Raw genomic sequence first — 17,909 nt, forward strand, 5'->3', positions numbered from 1 at the left:
ATATGTCTTTCAATACAACTGAATTTAAACACGTAAGTTACCTTTGGGATGATGCTAAAGCAGCAGAACTGGCAGGCGATGAAGTAGCCTTGTTGATTTACCGCTCTAATTTGCTTGGAGCAGATTTACGTTTAACCAACTATGGTGGTGGAAATACTTCCTGCAAGGCAGATGCGATTGATCCGATTACTGGTCAGCCTGTAGAAGTGATGTGGATTAAAGGGTCCGGTGGTGATATCGGTACCTTAAAACGCAGTGGTCTTGCCGCATTGTATGTTGAACGTTTAAGAAGTTTAAAAAACAGTTACCGCGGAATTGAGCAGGAAGATGAAATGGTGGAACTTTTTAACCACTGTATTTATGATTTAGCTTCTAAAGCGCCTTCTATTGATACACCATTACACGGTTTCTTACCGTTTAAACATATTGATCACCTGCACCCGGATGCAGCTATTGCAATTGCAGCAGCTAAGGATGGTAAGCAGATTACACATGATTTATTTAACGGCACAATAGGCTGGGTTGACTGGCAAAAACCAGGTTTTGATTTAGGTCTGCAACTTAAAGCTTGTTTGGATGAAAATCCTGGTATCCGTGGGATTATGTTGGGCTCACATGGTTTATTTACCTGGGGTGATACAGCTTACGAAAGCTATATGAATACCTTAGAAGTAATTGAAATTTGTGCCAATTACCTGGAAGAAAATTATGGTAAAAAAGGCCCTGTATTTGGCGGACAAAAAATAAGCAGCCCTGAAAAAGCAGCAAGAGAAGCACAAGCTATCTTGCTAGCACCAATACTTCGTGGTTTTTGCTCAAGTGAGCGCAACATGATCGGACATTTTACCGATGATACACGCGTACTTGAATTTATCAACTCAAATGATTTAGATCGTTTAGCTCCATTAGGAACAAGCTGTCCTGATCACTTTTTGCGTACCAAAATTAGTCCGCTGGTATTAGAATTAACTCCCGATGAAGATCTTTCTGATCCTGCAAAGATCAAAGAAAAATTGGAGCCTGCTTTTGTGGCTTACCGTAAAATGTATGCAGATTATTATGAGTCTTGCAAACATGAAAACAGCCCTGCAATCAGAGATTCAAACCCTGTTATCATTTTATACCCGGGAATCGGAATGTTCTCTTTTTCAAAAGATAAACAAACAACAAGGGTTGCGGCAGAATTTTATATCAATGCTATTAATGTGATGAAAGGTGCAGAAGCGATTTCTGAATATACCTCATTGCCACGTCAGGAAGCATTTAATATCGAGTATTGGTTATTGGAAGAAGCAAAATTGCAAAGGATGCCAAAGCCAAAAGCGTTATCTGGAAGGATTGCTTTAATTACCGGTAGTGCTGGTGGTATTGGTAAAGCCATTGCTAAGAAATTTGTAGAAGAAGGTGCTGTTGTGGTACTGAACGATATGAATGCAGAGCGTTTAGCTGGTGCTGGTGAAGAATTCGAAAAATTGTTTGGAAAGGATTCTTACGCTACAGCATTATTGGATGTAACCAATGCAGCTCAAATTAAAGAAGCTTTTGGCGCAGCCATTTTGGCTTTTGGTGGAGTAGATTTGATTGTAAACAATGCCGGACTTTCTATTTCTAAAACCATTGCAGACCATAGCGAAAAAGACTGGGACCTGTTGTATGACGTATTGGTTAAAGGCCAATTCTTAGTTACACAAGCTGCAGCAGCAGAAATGAAAAAACAGGATATTGGTGGTGATATCATCAACATTGTAAGTAAAAACGCGTTGGTTAGCGGACCTAATAATGCAGGGTACGGTAGTGCAAAAGCTGCGCAATTACACTTAAGCAGGTTAAATGCTGCAGAATTAGGTGCTGATGGTATCCGTGTAAATGTGGTTAATCCAGATGCGGTAATCAGTGATAGTAACATTTGGTCTGGCGGATGGGCAGAAGGCCGTGCTAAAGCATATGGCATTACTGTAGCGGAGCTACCTGCTTACTATGCAAAACGTACTTTATTAAATTCAATTATTTTACCGGATGACATTGCAAATGCATGTTTTGCTTTTGCAGGTGGCTTGTTAAACAAATCTACCGGAAATGTTATCAATGTTGACGGTGGAGTAGCCACTGCATTTGTAAGATAATTTGTAATTTTAAAAAATATGGAAATCGAAAAATATCAGATTGATGCGCACAATGAAAAGTTGAATGCTACCCATGAACGTAGATTTAGCTTTGCAGCATCAGAAAACGAAAACATAGAAGAAGTGATCAGCAAGCTGATCAAATTTCAAATTGCTATTCCAAGCTGGGCATTAGGTACTGGTGGTACCCGTTTTGGCCGTTTCTCTGGTGGTGGTGAGCCCCGGAGCCTGGAGGAAAAAATTGAAGATATAGGTTTACTGCACAAGTTAAACCAATCCAGTGGTGCCATTTCATTGCACATTCCCTGGGACATCCCACAAGATTATGATGCCATTAAAGCTTTAGCGGCCCACCATAACCTGCGTTTTGACGCCATGAATTCCAATACCTTTCAGGATCAGGCAAGTCAGGAACACAGCTATAAATTTGGCTCCTTGCAGCATGTTGATAAAGCCGTGCGTAAACAGGCAATTGACCATAACATTGAAGTGATCCGTCAGGGTGTTGCATTAGGATCTGATGCTTTAACCGTATGGTTGGCAGATGGTTCATGCTTCCCCGGTCAGCTGAACTTTAGAAAAGCTTTCCAGAATACATTGGAAAGTTTGGAAGAAATCTATGCTGCTTTACCAGAACAATGGAAAGTATTTGTAGAATACAAAGCATTTGAACCTAATTTTTATTCTACTACGGTGGGAGATTGGGGTCAGTCTTTATTATACGCCAGTAAATTAGGCCCTAAAGCCTATACCTTGGTAGATCTTGGTCACCATTTACCAAACGCAAACATTGAGCAGATCGTTTCTTTGTTGCTGATGGAAGGAAAGTTAGGTGGTTTCCACTTCAACGATTCAAAATACGGTGATGATGATTTAACTGCTGGAAGCATGAAACCTTATCAATTGTTCCTTATTTTTAATGAACTTGTAGAAGGTATGGATGCAAAGGGAATAGAACATGCTACAGGATTAGGTTGGATGATCGATGCTTCTCACAATGTGAAAGATCCTTTGGAAGATTTATTGCAGTCGGTTGATGCAATTATGCTTTCGTATGCACAAGCCTTACTGGTTGATAGAAAAGCATTGGTGGCTGCTCAACAGGAAAACGATGTAGTACGCTGTCAGGAAATCCTTCAGCAGGCTTTCCGTACAGACGTAAGGGCTATTGTTCAGGAAGCCAGGTTAAGGAGCGGAGGTGCTGCACAACCGGTAGAATTGTACCGTCAGCTTAAAGTTAGAGAACAGTTAATTGCCAACAGAGGTTTGAAAACCGTAGCTACAGGATTATAATGGCTGCGCTACCAGTTATAGTAATTTTTGATGTTGGCAAGACCAATAAAAAGATCTTTTTGTTTGATGAAAACTATAAGATTGTTTTTGAGCGTTCTGCCCGTTTCATAGAAACCTATGATGAGGATGGCGATCCATGTGAAAACCTGGAGAGTCTTCGTTTGTCTATTTTCGATTCTTTGCGTGAAGTGATGAAGCGCAAAGAATTTGAAATAAAGGCCATCAATTTCTCCACTTACGGGGCTAGCTTTGTCTATGTAGATGAATACGGTAAACCCCTGGCACCGCTGTATAATTATTTGAAAGCATATCCTGAAGATCTAAAAAAGGAGTTTTATGCCAAATATGGCGGTGAGACTGCAGTTTCTGCTGCAACAGCTTCTCCAGTATTAGACAGTTTAAATTCTGGAATGCAATTTTACAGGATTAAAAAGGAAAAGCCGGAAATTTTCAAAAACATTAAATATGCGCTGCATTTGCCACAATATTTAAGCTATCTGGTTTCAGGTGCAGAATACTCAGACCTAACTAGTTTAGGTTGCCATACACAGCTTTGGGATTTTACCAAAAATGATTACCATGATTGGGTAAAAGCTGAAGGTTTAGACAAGAAACTTGCACCAATAGTTAATGGTGATGAGGTTTTTCCTTCGGAGTTTCCGGGTAACCAATATAAGGTTGGCGTAGGCTTGCACGATAGTTCTGCTGCGTTGATCCCTTACCTGACCAATTTCCACGAGCCTTTTGTATTAATTTCAACAGGTACTTGGTGCATTACCTTAAACCCTTTTAATTCTTCTCCATTAACACCAGAAGAATTGGAGCAGGATTGCCTGAGTTACATGCAATATAAAGGTACGCCGGTTAAGGCCTCAAGGATCTTTGCCGGTTATGAGCATGAGCAACAGGTAAAACGTATTGCTGCGCATTTTAAGCAAAACCCAGGGCGATATAAAGCGATGAAATACGACGCCGGGATTATCTCATCCTTGCTGAAAGACATGGAAAACCGCAATGAGCCTGCTCCTACAGCAAGTAAGGAATCGGCTTTTGTGAACCGTGACCTTTCGGATTTTGCTTCAGATAAAATTGCTTACCATCAGTTTATGCTGGATATTGCAAGACAGCAGCTGGCATCTACCAGTTTGGTGATGACTGGAAATGAGGTTAAGCGGATTTTTGTAGATGGAGGTTTTAGTAAAAACATCATCTATATGAACCTTTTGGCGCTATTGTTTCCTGATGTAGAGGTATTTGCTGCTTCTATGGCACAGGCTACTGCAATTGGAACCGCATTGGCGATTCATAAGTGCTGGAATACCAAACCAATGCCAAATGATATTATTGAATTAAAGTATTATGCATCATCTGTAGCAAACGCAAGTTTGTAGAAGTAAAACATTTAGCTGCAGCACTTAGAGAATTAGTTGTTCTTTAAGTGCTGCTTTTTTTATTGCCGACAACGATTGCGCAAAAATTTTACATAGCAGGGGAGCTGTAATCGGATCAAAGTTTGTACAATTGCCTTATAACCATATATAAATTTTGATTCATGATGTATAAACGATCGTTAAAATTTGCAGCGCTTGCTGTGCTTGTGTTGCTGATGTCTTTTAGTATTCCTCCCAAAAAGATTAAAATTTACCTGATTGGTGATTCCACAATGTCTGTTAAAGATAGAAAAGCTTATCCGGAGACTGGATGGGGAATGCCTTTTGTTAACTTTTTTGATCAGGATGTAGAAGTGGACAACCGGGCTCAGAATGGACGGAGTACTAAATCTTTCTTGGCAGAAAACAGGTGGCAGCCTGTAGTAGATAGTTTAAAAGCGGGAGATTATGTCTTTGTTCAGTTTGGCCATAATGATGAATCTAAAGCTAAAGTTGAGCGCTACACAACTATAGACGAATTTAAAGCAAACCTATTGAAATATATTTCAGAAACACGCTCAAAGAAAGCCAATCCGGTTTTGCTTACACCAGTGTCAAGAAGACAATTTAATGCTTCGGGAAAGGTTGTTGAAACCCATGCAGGTTACAGCGAGGCGGTTAGAGAAGTCGCAAAAGCAAATAACGTTCCCCTAATTGATCTGGATCAGAAAAGCATGGAATTGTATCAGAAATTTGGAAACGAAAATTCTAAACTGTTGTTTTTGCAGCTGGAAGCTGGTGTTCATCCAAATTATCCTGAAGGTAAAATAGACAATACGCATTTTAATGAACTTGGCGCAAGGGAAATTGCCCAGGTGGTGTTAAAAGAAATCAGGACATTAAACCTTGACCTTGTCAATCATATTATAAAACCAGTTGCTAAAAAATGATGAGGTTTTTAGTATTTAAGTTATGGGTCTGTATCTTGTTTTTTGGCGTTTGTGTACAGGCGCAAACTTTAACGGTTGCCAAGGATGGTAGTGGTGATTTTAAGACGGTTCAGGAGGCCATTCAGGCAGTTCCTGATTTTAGAAAAGTAACAACAACAATCTTCATCAAAAATGGAATCTATAAAGAGAAACTAAACCTTTCTGCTTCCAAGAGAATGGTACGGTTGGTTGGTGAGAGTGTAGAAAAAACCATCCTTACCTATGACGACTATGCAGCGAAGAAGAATATGTTTGGAGAAGCAAAGGGAACGTCGGGTTCTTCCAGTTTCTACATTTATGGCGAGGATTTTAGTGCGGAGAACATCACCTTTGAAAATTCTTCTGGTCCGGTTGGGCAGGCAGTAGCTTTGTGGATTGCCGGAGATAAGGCAAAGTTTAGCAACTGCCGTATGCTTGGTTTTCAGGATACGTTATATACCTATGGTGCGGGTAGCAGGCAATATTTTAACCATTGTTACATCGAAGGTACTGTCGATTTTATTTTTGGCTCCGCTACCGCTGTCTTTGATGGTTGCGAGATCTTCTGTAAAACGCAGGGTTATGTTACCGCGGCATCTACACCTGATACAGCTAAGTACGGCTATGTGTTTTTGAACTGCAAAATTACGGGTACTGCGCCTGAAAATAGTTTTCATCTGGGAAGACCATGGAGGCCTTTTGCCAATACTGTGTTTATCAATTGCGCGCTTGGAAGTATGATCAAAGCTGAGGGTTGGAACAACTGGGGCAAAGAAAGCAATGAAAAAACTGCTTATTATGCTGAATATAAAAATAAGGGAAAAGGTGCTAAAGCCGCAGAACGTGTAAAATGGTCGCATCAATTGACGGATGTAGAAGCACAGGAGTACACGCTTGAAAGGATATTCAGGGACTGGGATTACGCTAAAACTCATTGAAATTTTGTATGTCTTTTAGAGTCTATTATAAAATCAATACTATGGGAACGATTGCACACTTATTTACGGCGGTTTTGTTTCATGCTAAGCTAAAAGTATGTAGACTTGCTTATAAGCGTTAAATTTAATGCAACCAAATTTGTATGAATATATTTAAAATAGCACTTCCGGGCCTTATGCTGCTTGGATCATTCCAGGTAAATGCACAATCACCAGCGGGTAAAAAAGGATATTCTTTTGAAAACCTTCCTGTAATAGCCACTCCAAAATTTAAAAACGACACCTTAAATATTGTTAAATACGGCGCTGTTAACGACGGCACTACTTTAAATACGGCTGCCATTAATAAAGCAATTGTAGATTGTAATAAAAAAGGTGGGGGAGTGGTATTGATTCCTGAAGGTTTATGGCTCACTGGTCCAATTGAGTTGAAAAGCAACGTTAACCTACATTTGGCTAAAAATTCATTGTTACAATTTACTAAAGATTTTGATCAGTACGAACTGGTGAAAAGTGACTGGGAAGGTTTGCCTCAGATGCGTAACCAATCTCCTATTTGGGCTAATAATGAGCAGAACATCGCTATTACTGGTTACGGTATTGTTGATGGGGGTGGTGACGCCTGGCGAATGGTTAAAAAGGATAAATTAACAGAAACCCAATGGAAAAAACTTGTTTCATCAGGCGGGATTGTTAGCGAAGATAAAAAGTTATGGTACCCGGGTGAAAAGACTTTTAAGGGATCAAAAGTAAAAGATGCTGGTGTAATTTCTCCAGAGAAAACTCCAGAATTCTATGCCTCTGTTAAAGATTTTTTAAGACCTAATCTTTTGGTACTTAATGGCTGTAAGAAAATCTTATTAGAAGGTGTAACCTTTCAAAATTCACCAGCCTGGAACCTGCATCCATTAATGTGTGAAGACCTGACGGTAAGAAATGTATACGCTAAAAATCCATGGTATGCCCAGAATGGCGACGGAATAGATGTAGAATCCTGTAAAAATGTACTCATTGAGGGCAGTACGTTTGATGTAGGTGATGATGGCATTTGTATCAAAAGCGGAAGGGATGAAGCAGGTAGGAAACGTGCTAAGCCGACTGAAAATGTGGTGATCAAAAATTGCACAGTATATCATGCGCACGGTGGTTTTGTAATAGGAAGTGAAATGAGCGGTGGGGCTAAAAATATCTTTATCTCCGACTGTACTTTTATTGGTACCGATATCGGTTTAAGGTTTAAAACTACCCGTGGAAGAGGCGGTGTTGTAGAAGCGATATATGCAAAAAACATTAACATGAAGGATATTGCGGGTGAGGCCATACTATTTGACATGTATTATGCTGCAGTAGATCCAATAGCATTAAATGGTGAAAAAAGAGATGCACCAAAGGTAGTGCTGATCCCGGTTACGGAGAAAACACCTGTATTTAGGGATTTTCATATCAACAATGTAGTTTGTGATGGCGCTTCTAAAGCTATCTTTATCAGAGGACTTCCTGAAATGAGCATCAGCGATATTTTCATGGACAACATTATAGTTAAGGCTGATGAGGGAATAGACATTCAGGAAGCTAAAAACGTGCAGATGAACAATGTGAAAGTACATCTGGCTGCCGGGAAGCAGTTGATGAGCATAGTGAACGGTAAGGGTATATTGATGGACAAAAAGCCGGTTAAATAATGAAAGTATTTTTTAAAGCTGCGATCATCTGTTCGCTTTCTGTAGCTGGAATACAGCAAACGATAGCGCAAACTAAACCTTTATCAGAGCAGATGGCTGCTACGGTAATGGACATCTGGAAAGATTCTGTAGAAATGGAGCCAGGTAAACCGGTGAAATGGGCCTATGATCAAGGTGTAATTTTAGAAGGAATTGATGCCATTTGGAAGCGGACAGGAAATCCTGCCTATTTTCAATACATACAAAAGAGCATGGACTTTTTTGTCACGGATCAAGGGACGATTAACAGGTATAAACAACAGGATTATAACATTGATAATGTTAAAAATGGTCGTTCGTTACTCACACTTTACAAAGTTACCGGACAACTAAAATATTTTAAAGCGGCTACGCTGTTATGGGAGCAGCTGCAGAAACAGCCGCGAACTAAAGAAGGTGGTTTTTGGCATAAAAAAGTATATCCTTATCAAATGTGGCTGGATGGGCTGTACATGGGAGAACCTTTTTATGCGGAATATGCCGCATTGGTAAAAAATGATGCTGCTTTTGACGATATCGCCAATCAGTTCATTTATATGGAAAATCATGCACGTGATGTAAAGACAGGTTTGTTGTATCATGGCTGGGATGAAAGCAGGGAACAGAAATGGGCAGATCAGAAAACAGGGAACTCGCCAAATTTTTGGGCCAGGGCAATGGGCTGGTATGGAATGGCACTTGTTGATGCCTTAGATTATTTTCCTGCAAAGCATCCAAAAAGGCCGGCTCTAGTTGCCATATTAAATAGAATGACTAAAGCGGTTGCTAAATACCAGGATGCCAAAACAGGTTTGTGGTATGATGTATTGGATAAACAAACTGCTAAAGGAAACTATGTTGAGGCTTCGGCTTCCAGCATGTTTGTATACTACATTGCAAAAGGAGTTAGAAAAGGTTATTTGCCAGAGACTGATTTTAAAATAGCAGCCGCAGGTTATAAAGGAATTGAAAAAGAATTCATCGAGGCTGGTGTAAAGGCAGGTCAGGTGAATTTGAAAGGAACGGTTAGTGTATCCGGATTGGGTGGTAAGCCTTATCGGGACGGCAGTTATGATTATTACATGAGTGAGAAGGTGGTTACCAATGACCCAAAAGGAGTTGGCGCCTTTTTGCTTGCTGCCGAAGAAATGGAGTACGCCGCAGTGCCAAAACCTGGAAAAGGCAGGCTGGTGCTACTGGATTCTTATTTTAACAATGAGCTTAAAAAAGACCAGAGTGGAAATATGCTTTCATGGCATTACAAATGGGAAGAACGTGGAAACAATGGCTTTTCAATGTGGGATGGATTATTCAATTCTGCTGGTTTTAAGACTTCCACGTTATATGCTGCACCTACCCTTGAAAATTTAAAGAAAGCATCCGTTTATATTATTGTAGATCCGGACACAAAAAAAGAGACCGAAAAACCAGATTTCGTTGCTCCGGCTGATGTGAAAAATATTGTGAACTGGGTTAAAAATGGTGGCGTACTGATTATGATGGCGAATGACACCGGGAATGCTGAACTGGATCATTTTAATGTACTGGGGGCAGAATTTGGAATCAAATTTAACAATGACAGTAAAAACCGTGTGGTAAAAAGCCTGTTCGAGATGGGTAGTGTACCAGTGCCGCCTGGTCATGCTGTTTTTAAAACGGCTACAAAATTATATATTAAAGAGTACAGCAGTTTAAACCTTTCTGCTTCTGCTGTATCTGTATTAAATGATAAGGATGGTGATGTGGTAATGGCATCGGCTAAACTAGGTAAAGGAACTGTATTTGCCATCGGCGACCCATGGTTGTATGATGAGTATGTAGATGGAAGAAAACTTCCTGCAGCATTTGATAATTTCAAAGCTGCGGCTGATCTGGTAAACTGGATTGGCAAACAACTCAAATAATGAAAAGATTTTTGACAATTGCAGGTACCAGGTACCTTCTGGCTTATTTATTAACATTTGCGCTGCTACAGGGCTTTACGGCCTACGGGCAGGCTGCGGATCCGGTAGCAGAAAATATGCTGGCCTATCAGCGCAGTTACGGAGGATGGCCAAAGGCGGTGGATGGAAAAAAGGTTGACTATACCAAAACGCTTTCTGATGCACAGCGGATAGCCATAAAAGCAGATTCTTTACATGAGGATGCTACAATAGACAATAAGGCAACCAGTAGGGAAATTGTATATTTGGTTAAAGCCTATGAATCGAGTAAAGACAAACGTTTTCTTGATGCTGTAAAAAAAGGCGTAGACTATTTGTTTAAAGCGCAGTACGCTAATGGCGGATGGCCACAATACTACCCTGAACACAACTTGTATCGTGGCGAGATCACCTATAATGATGACGCTATGATCAATGTGCTCAATATTTTGCAGGACATTGTTGAAGGAGCTAATGGTTTTGATGTTTTAGGTGACACCTATAAATCTAAGGCTGCAGAATCGGTGAGTAGGGGTGTAGGCTGTATTTTAAAAACCCAGGTAATCGTAAATGGGAAGTTGACTGTTTGGTGTGCGCAATATAACGAGAAGACATTGAAACCAGCCAAGGCAAGGGCTTTTGAACTGATTTCTTTGAGCGGAAGTGAATCTGTGGGGATCACAGAGTTTCTAATGCGCCTGAAGAATCCATCCCCAGAGGTTGTTAAAGCGGTTAAAGCTGCTGTAGTATGGTTTGAGAAATCAAAGATTACAGGGTATAATTTTGTGTTTGTGGATGATCCGAAACAGCCGGAAGGTAAAGACCGTGTTTTTATTAAAGATCCGGCTTCCACCATTTGGGCCCGTTTTTATGATATAGATACAAATGAGCCATTTTTTACCGGCAGAGATAGCAAACCTAAAAAGACAATTGCAGAAGTTGAGGTAGAGCGTAGGGTCGGTTACGCATGGTATGGTACCTGGCCGGCTAAGATCTTGGATAAGAAGTATCCTAAGTGGTTGAAATTAAACAATCTCCTCCCTGACTAAGTATTAGGCTCCTGCGGAGCAAATCCTTTAGGCCAGGTCGGAGAATATTTGATTTCTGTTCAGAGAATAGTGGGGAGCGGGTCTTAGCCACTGAAGGTTCAATGGGAAAGGGCGTATTTCTGTGTGGCAGGAGCGGGCTTACCGTCCTGAGCGCAGTTATTTTATTCGTGTTTCCGATAACGATTGCGCAAATATTTCTGGGCAAATGACTGGGTATTCACTCCAATAATACGTAGAATTGCCTTGACCAAATGATTAGTAATTGACATGATCTTATCGAAATCCAATTTAACCACTATAAATTCCGGGAATGTTGTTATTCCTGCTGAAAACCTCTTTAACCTTCCTGAAAAAGTCCTGCAATTTGGAACCGGCGTTTTGTTGCGTGGTTTGCCAGATTACTTTATAGACAAAGCCAATAAACAAGGTGTATTTAATGGCCGTATCGCTGTTGTAAAGTCGACCTCCAAAGGCAGTACTGCAGAATTTGACGATCAGGATAGCTTGTATACACTATGTATCCGGGGTATTGAAAACGGAGAAGATGTAGAAGAAAATATCATTTCTTCTTCTATTAGCAGGGTAATTGTTGCTGATACCGCATGGGCCGATATATTGGCTGTTGCAGGCAGTGCAGATTTGAAACTTATTGTTTCTAATACTACAGAGGTAGGAATTCAGCTTGTAGAAGAGAAAATCAGTCAGACACCTCCGGCTTCTTTTCCTGCAAAATTGCTGGCGGTATTGTTTGAAAGGTATACCGTATTTAACGGCGCAGCCGCTCCACTGGTAGTGGTAGCTACAGAGCTTATTCCTGAAAATGGAAAAAAGCTGGAAGCTATTGTTGAAGAACTTATTGCGTTTAATGAATTGGAAGCAGGTTTTTCTGCCTGGATGAAAGAAAATGTAAACTTCTGTAATTCGTTGGTAGACAGGATTGTTCCTGGTAAGCCAGATGCTGAAACTTTAAAAAGCCTCGAGGCTGAACTTGGATATACTGATAACTTGTTGAGCATGAGCGAGCCATATCGTCTGTGGGCAATTGAAGGTAACGCTAAAGTGGCTGAATTACTTGATTTTGCTAAAGTAGATGAAGGTGTTGTGATTACAGAAGATATTGAATTGTACCGCGAGTTAAAAGTGCGTTTGTTAAATGGTACACACACCTTAAGCTGCGGAATTGCTTATCTTTCTGGAATTGAAACCGTAACAACAGCCATGAAACAGGTGGAACTTAAAGCCTACATCGGTAAAGTAATGCTGGATGAAATCGTCCCAGCTATTCCTTATAAAATTGATACCGCTGTAGCTGTTGATTTCTCTAAGAAAGTAATTGATCGTTTTGCAAATCCACACATTGAACATGCCTGGATAAATATCACAGCTCAGTATTCTATGAAATTAAAAATCAGGGTATTGCCGGTATTGTTAAACTATTACAAATTAAAAACTGAAGTTCCTGCTTACATTGCTTTTGGATTTGCTGCTTACCTTAAATTTATGCAGCCTGTAGAAAAAGAAGGAAATGCATATTATGGAAAATTAAATGGGCATAATTACCCAATTGCCGATGATAGCGCCGCTTATTTCTACGAAAAAATGGATTTGCCGGAGGCAGAGTTTGCAGATACAATTTTAAAAGATACCCAGTTTTGGGGTGCCGACCTCAATACTTTGCCGGGCTTTATTGCTGCGGTTGAAGAAAACTACCAATCTATTGTGAAAGAAGGAATGAATGCAGCGTTATTGGGATTGACAAGTAGTATTAAAATAAACTAATGAAAAAAAATGTATTAAAGGTCCATCCGTTGGACAATGTAATTGTAGCCCTTTCTGATCTAAAAGCAGGGGAAACAGTAACGCTACAGGGTGCAACTTATGTGCTTGTGGAAGATATAGATGCCAAACATAAATTTTTCATGGCCGATATGGCTGCTGGTGAAGAAGTGTTGATGTATGGCACTTTAGTTGGTAAAACACAATATCCGGTAAGGGCCGGGGCAAGGATGAGTGTTGACAATGTGAAACATGCTGCTGCGCCTTATTATTTTAGACCGTATCATTACGAATGGCAGGCACCTGACGTATCTAAATTTGAGGGGATGACCTTTAACGGCTACCACCGTAGTGATGGTACTGTGGGCACCGCAAATTACTGGCTTTTTATTCCTACTGTATTTTGCGAAAATAGAAACCTTGATGTGATCCGCGAAGCCATGCACAACGAACTTGGGTACGCGGTAACAGAAAAATATAAATCCTATACGCATCAGTTGCTGCAAGCCTATAAAAATGGTGCAGATACAGCTACACTGGAGCAAATTCCGATGACTTTTGAACCTGCTCATCCAGACAGGCCATTTAAAAATGTAGATGGAATTAAGTTTTTAAACCATCAGGGTGGCTGTGGCGGAATCCGTCAGGACGCTGCGGTTTTAAGTAAATTGCTGGCAGCTTATGCAGATCATCCTAACGTTGCGGGTGTAACCGTGCTTAGCCTTGGCTGTCAGAATTTACAGGTTCAGGATTTTACTGAAGATTTGAAAGCAAGAAATCCTTTGTTTGATAAGCCGATGTTTATTTTCGAGCAGCAGCAGTCGCAAAGTGAAGAGCAATTGATTTCTGAAGCGATCCGCAAAACTTTTGAAGGATTAATTGAAGTTAATAAACTTGAGCGTGCACCTGCGCCATTGAGTAAAATGAACGTAGGTGTTAAATGTGGTGGAAGCGATGGCTTTAGCGGTATTTCCGCAAACCCTGCCGTGGGTTACTGCTCTGATTTATTGGTGGCGCTTGGCGCTAAAGTTTTGTTGGCAGAATTCCCTGAATTGTGCGGTGCAGAACAGAACATGATAGACAGGACAAAAGACGAACAAGCGGCAAAGAAATTTATCAACCTCATGCAGGCCTATAGTCAGTCTGCAGAAAATGCAGGTTCTGGTTTCCATATGAACCCTTCACCTGGTAACATTAAGGACGGACTGATTACGGATGCGATTAAAAGTAACGGCGCAGCAAAAAAAGGTGGTACCTCTCCAATTGAAGATGTACTGGACTATACAGAACGGGCTGTTAAAGACGGATTAAATCTTGTATGTACGCCTGGAAACGACGTTGAGGCGACTACAGGTAAAGCTGCAAGTGGTGCTACATTGATCCTTTTTACCACAGGATTGGGTACGCCTACAGGAAACCCGGTTTGTCCGGTAATTAAGGTAGCTACCAACAATGCGCTAACCAAACGCATGGGCGATATCATTGACATCAATACAGGTCCCGTAATTGAAGGGGAGAAAACCATTGAAGAAATGGGTGAAGATATTTTATTGTATTGCATTAAAGCGGCAAGCGGCGAGGTGATTCCAAAAGCCGTACTTTTAAACCAGGATGATTTCATTCCTTGGAAAAGAGGTGTATCTTTATAGCCATTCAATTCAATTAAAAAGAAAGCATGAAACTTATACAAGCGGTACATTCTGAAGATTTTATATCTTATCCGACAGCAAAAATCAGAGAGCGGTTTTTACTGGACAATTTGAAAGAACTTGACAAGGCAAATTTTGCTTACGCCCATTATGACAGGATGATTACTGGTTTAATACATCCTGGTACTGAGGAAGTTGTTTTAGGTAATTATGATATTTTAAGAGCTGAATACTTTTTAGAACGACGCGAGATGGGCATCATCAACGTTGGTGGTAAAGGAAGTATTGAGGCTGATGGTGTAAGCTATGATTTAAATAAACTGGACGCCCTATACTTAGGAAAAGGTGTTAAAGAAGTGAAGTTTAGCAGCGTTAATGCTGCCGAACCTGCTGTATTTTATGCCTTGTCGGCACCTGCACATACTACTTATCCTACTACTCATTTGGCACATGCAGATGCTTTTTCTGCGCAGTTGGGTAGCTTGGAAACTGCAAACGAGCGTAAAATTGTTCGCTATATTCATAAAGATGGCATTCAGAGTTGCCAACTGGTTATGGGATTAACCATTCTTTCTAATGGTAGCGTATGGAATACAATTCCCCCACATACGCATGAGAGAAGAATGGAAGTTTACTTTTACTTTGACGTGGAAGAAGAGCACCGTGTATTCCATTATATGGGTGAACCACAGGAAACCAGACACATTGTAGTGGCTAACCATGAAGCTGTATTGTCTCCAACATGGAGCATTCACGCAGGAAGCGGAACTAAAAACTACAGTTTTATTTGGGGTATGGCTGGTGAAAACCTTGACTATGCGGATATGGATGTTGTAGCTGTAAAAGACGTAAAATAATGGACGCATTTTCATTAAAAGATAAGGTTGTTATTGTAACCGGTGGTACAGGAGTTTTAGGTAATTCTTTTATCAATGCCGTAGTGGAAGCTGGCGGTAGCGTGGGTATTTTGGGCAGGAATGCCGATATTGCAAACGAAAGAGCAGATGCCATTAATAAAGCCGGTGGTAAAGCATTGGCCCTTGTAGCAGATGTAATGCAGGAAGATCAGCTGATTGAATGCAGAACTAAAATACTGGATCATTTTGGCCGTATAGATGGTCTTGTAAATGGTGCTGGTGGTAACCAACCTGAAGGGGTATTGATGCCAAATGAAGATTTGTTTAACATGAACCTTGCCGGTATGAAAAAAGTAATGGACCTTAATTTATGGGGTACTGTTATTCCTACGCAGGTATTTGGAGAAAGCATTGCGGCTACTGGAAACGGAAGTATTGTGAACATTTCTTCTATGAACTCAAAGAGGGCCATTTCCAGGGTACTAGGCTATAATTTAGGTAAAGCAGGTGTAGATTATTACAACCAATGGTTTGCGGTAGAACTGGCAAACCGTTATGGAGATAAAATACGCATGAATGCCATTGCGCCAGGTTTTTTCCTGACAGAACAAAATAGAAAAATGCATTTAACGCCTGAAGGCGGATATACCGAGCGCGCCTCGATGGTAGTGGCACAAACTCCTTTTAAACGTTTTGGCAACCCTGATGAATTAAAAGGTGCTGTGGTTTGGCTATTGAGTGATGCCTCTAAATTTGTAACTGGTACCATGATTTGTGTGGACGGTGGTTTCTCTGTATTTGGAGGAGTATAGCGCAACATTGCATTAAAACATTGAAAATAATAACATCAAAATAAAGATTAAGTGAAAAAATTTCTGGACGAGAATTTCTTATTAAATAACGACACGGCGGTTACTTTGTATCATGAGTATGCTAAGGGAATGCCGATTATAGATTATCATTGCCACCTGTTGCCGAACCAGATTGCGGAAGATAAAAACTTCGAAAACTTAACCCAGGTTTGGTTGTATGGCGATCATTACAAGTGGCGTGCAATGCGTGCCAACGGTGTTGATGAATCTTACATCACCGGAGATAAGAGCGATTGGGAGAAATTTGAGAAATGGGCAGAAACCGTTCCTTATACTTTACGTAATCCGTTGTATCACTGGACGCATTTAGAATTGCAGCGTTATTTTGATGTTTATGATATTTTATCTCCTGCAACAGCACGGAAAATTTATGATGAGTGTACCGCGAAATTGCAGACTCCAGAGTACTCTGTGCGTAACATGATGCGGAAGATGAAAGTGGAAGCTGTAGGCACCACAGATGATCCTATTGATGATCTTTCTTACCACCAGCAGATTAAAGCTGATGGATTTGAGGTGAAAATCTTACCAGCATTCCGTCCGGATAAAGCAATGAACGCGGATGATCTTCCTGCTTTAATGACTTACATTGGCAAACTGGAAGAAGTTTCCGGAATGTCTATTACTGATTTTGAAGGTTACCTGGCTGCGCTTAAAAGCAGACACGATTATTTTGCTGCAAATGGCTGTTCTTTGTCCGATCACGGATTAGAGCAACTGTACGCTGAAGACTATACAGAGTCAGAATTAGAAGCTATTTTCTCTAAAATTCTTTCAGGTTCAGAGTTGTCTGCGCAGGAAGTGTTACAATTTAAATCTGCTATGCTGGTTTATTTTGCACACTGGGATCATGAGAAAGGCTGGGTGCAGCAATTTCACCTGGGTGCATTAAGAAATAACAATGCAAGGATGCTGGCAAACTTAGGTCCGGATACAGGTCTGGATTCTATAGGTGATTTTTCTCAGGCCCAGAGTTTGTCTAAGTTCATGAACAAACTGGATTCAACAGATCAGTTGGCTAAAACCATACTTTACAACTTAAATCCCGCAGATAACGATTTATTTGCAACCATGATCGGAAACTTTAACGATGGTACAGTTGCCGGTAAAATCCAGTTTGGATCGGGCTGGTGGTTCCTGGATCAGAAACAAGGAATGATCAGTCAGCTGAATTCCCTTTCCAGCATGGGCTTGTTGAGCCGTTTTATTGGGATGCTTACAGATTCAAGAAGTTTCTTGTCTTACCCAAGACATGAATATTTTAGAAGGATTTTGTGTAATTTGCTGGGCGAAGATGTGGAGAACGGAGAAATTCCGGAGGATATGGAATTGCTGGGTAAAATGATTCAGGATATTTGTTATACAAACGCTAAAAACTATTTTAACTTTTAG

General features: G+C 40.5%; 13 protein-coding genes. All 13 read left to right on the forward strand.

What is annotated here, in order from left to right:
* Nucleotides 1-2 precede the first annotated feature (2 nt).
* The 13 genes from LPB86_RS10790 (at nucleotide 3) to uxaC (ending at nucleotide 17,909) form a co-directional block, all read left to right on the forward strand.
* Nucleotides 3-2,123: a bifunctional aldolase/short-chain dehydrogenase gene (locus LPB86_RS10790; RefSeq protein ID WP_230643541.1), complete on the forward strand. Its 2,121-nt coding sequence runs from the start codon at nucleotides 3-5 to the stop codon at nucleotides 2,121-2,123.
* Between the two features lie 18 nt (nucleotides 2,124-2,141).
* A complete protein-coding gene (locus tag LPB86_RS10795) occupies nucleotides 2,142-3,416 on the forward strand; it encodes a TIM barrel protein (protein WP_230643544.1) in 1,275 nt (424 codons plus the stop codon).
* Nucleotides 3,416-4,807, forward strand: a complete 1,392-nt coding sequence (locus LPB86_RS10800) for an FGGY-family carbohydrate kinase (protein ID WP_230643546.1) — start codon at nucleotides 3,416-3,418, stop codon at nucleotides 4,805-4,807. Before LPB86_RS10795 ends, LPB86_RS10800 begins: the two co-directional genes overlap by 1 nt.
* A 161-nt stretch (nucleotides 4,808-4,968) precedes the next feature.
* Complete coding sequence (locus LPB86_RS10805; RefSeq protein WP_230643548.1) at nucleotides 4,969-5,736, forward strand: rhamnogalacturonan acetylesterase; 768 nt, start codon at nucleotides 4,969-4,971, stop codon at nucleotides 5,734-5,736.
* Nucleotides 5,733-6,692 carry a pectinesterase family protein gene (locus LPB86_RS10810; protein WP_370632805.1) on the forward strand — a complete coding sequence of 320 codons (960 nt, stop codon included), beginning with the start codon at nucleotides 5,733-5,735 and terminating at the stop codon, nucleotides 6,690-6,692. The genes LPB86_RS10805 and LPB86_RS10810 overlap by 4 nt, the downstream gene beginning before the upstream one ends.
* A gap of 143 nt (nucleotides 6,693-6,835) precedes the next feature.
* The gene (locus tag LPB86_RS10815; RefSeq protein ID WP_230643551.1) at nucleotides 6,836-8,374 is read left to right on the forward strand and encodes a glycoside hydrolase family 28 protein; all 1,539 of its coding nucleotides are present in this window, start codon (nucleotides 6,836-6,838) and stop codon (nucleotides 8,372-8,374) included.
* Nucleotides 8,374-10,296: a glycoside hydrolase family 88 protein gene (locus LPB86_RS10820; RefSeq protein ID WP_230643554.1), complete on the forward strand. Its 1,923-nt coding sequence runs from the start codon at nucleotides 8,374-8,376 to the stop codon at nucleotides 10,294-10,296. The genes LPB86_RS10815 and LPB86_RS10820 overlap by 1 nt, the downstream gene beginning before the upstream one ends.
* On the forward strand, nucleotides 10,296-11,363 hold the full coding sequence (gene pelA, locus LPB86_RS10825; protein ID WP_230643557.1) for a pectate lyase: 1,068 nt from the start codon (nucleotides 10,296-10,298) through the stop codon (nucleotides 11,361-11,363). Before LPB86_RS10820 ends, pelA begins: the two co-directional genes overlap by 1 nt.
* Before the next feature lie 267 nt (nucleotides 11,364-11,630).
* Nucleotides 11,631-13,142, forward strand: coding sequence for a tagaturonate reductase (locus LPB86_RS10830; protein ID WP_230643560.1), 1,512 nt, complete (start codon nucleotides 11,631-11,633; stop codon nucleotides 13,140-13,142).
* The gene (locus LPB86_RS10835) at nucleotides 13,142-14,788 is read left to right on the forward strand and encodes a UxaA family hydrolase (RefSeq protein ID WP_230643563.1); all 1,647 of its coding nucleotides are present in this window, start codon (nucleotides 13,142-13,144) and stop codon (nucleotides 14,786-14,788) included. The genes LPB86_RS10830 and LPB86_RS10835 overlap by 1 nt, the downstream gene beginning before the upstream one ends.
* A 26-nt stretch (nucleotides 14,789-14,814) precedes the next feature.
* Complete coding sequence (gene kduI / locus LPB86_RS10840) at nucleotides 14,815-15,645, forward strand: 5-dehydro-4-deoxy-D-glucuronate isomerase (protein ID WP_230643566.1); 831 nt, start codon at nucleotides 14,815-14,817, stop codon at nucleotides 15,643-15,645.
* The gene (locus LPB86_RS10845) at nucleotides 15,645-16,457 is read left to right on the forward strand and encodes an SDR family oxidoreductase (protein WP_230643569.1); all 813 of its coding nucleotides are present in this window, start codon (nucleotides 15,645-15,647) and stop codon (nucleotides 16,455-16,457) included. Before kduI ends, LPB86_RS10845 begins: the two co-directional genes overlap by 1 nt.
* Before the next feature lie 51 nt (nucleotides 16,458-16,508).
* Complete coding sequence (gene uxaC, locus LPB86_RS10850) at nucleotides 16,509-17,909, forward strand: glucuronate isomerase (protein ID WP_230643572.1); 1,401 nt, start codon at nucleotides 16,509-16,511, stop codon at nucleotides 17,907-17,909.

Source organism: Pedobacter sp. MC2016-14 (assembly GCF_020991475.1).
Classification (GTDB): domain Bacteria; phylum Bacteroidota; class Bacteroidia; order Sphingobacteriales; family Sphingobacteriaceae; genus Pedobacter.

What these genes read in the sequence shown, in the direction of transcription:
- LPB86_RS10790 (WP_230643541.1), top strand. Translation starts at nt 3, where the DNA reads ATGTCTTTCAATACAACTGAATTTAAACACGTAAGTTACCTTTGGGAT.
- LPB86_RS10795 (WP_230643544.1), top strand. Translation starts at nt 2,142, where the DNA reads ATGGAAATCGAAAAATATCAGATTGATGCGCACAATGAAAAGTTGAAT.
- LPB86_RS10800 (WP_230643546.1), top strand. Translation starts at nt 3,416, where the DNA reads ATGGCTGCGCTACCAGTTATAGTAATTTTTGATGTTGGCAAGACCAAT.
- LPB86_RS10805 (WP_230643548.1), top strand. Translation starts at nt 4,969, where the DNA reads ATGATGTATAAACGATCGTTAAAATTTGCAGCGCTTGCTGTGCTTGTG.
- LPB86_RS10810 (WP_370632805.1), top strand. Translation starts at nt 5,733, where the DNA reads ATGATGAGGTTTTTAGTATTTAAGTTATGGGTCTGTATCTTGTTTTTT.
- LPB86_RS10815 (WP_230643551.1), top strand. Translation starts at nt 6,836, where the DNA reads ATGAATATATTTAAAATAGCACTTCCGGGCCTTATGCTGCTTGGATCA.
- LPB86_RS10820 (WP_230643554.1), top strand. Translation starts at nt 8,374, where the DNA reads ATGAAAGTATTTTTTAAAGCTGCGATCATCTGTTCGCTTTCTGTAGCT.
- pelA (WP_230643557.1), top strand. Translation starts at nt 10,296, where the DNA reads ATGAAAAGATTTTTGACAATTGCAGGTACCAGGTACCTTCTGGCTTAT.
- LPB86_RS10830 (WP_230643560.1), top strand. Translation starts at nt 11,631, where the DNA reads ATGATCTTATCGAAATCCAATTTAACCACTATAAATTCCGGGAATGTT.
- LPB86_RS10835 (WP_230643563.1), top strand. Translation starts at nt 13,142, where the DNA reads ATGAAAAAAAATGTATTAAAGGTCCATCCGTTGGACAATGTAATTGTA.
- kduI (WP_230643566.1), top strand. Translation starts at nt 14,815, where the DNA reads ATGAAACTTATACAAGCGGTACATTCTGAAGATTTTATATCTTATCCG.
- LPB86_RS10845 (WP_230643569.1), top strand. Translation starts at nt 15,645, where the DNA reads ATGGACGCATTTTCATTAAAAGATAAGGTTGTTATTGTAACCGGTGGT.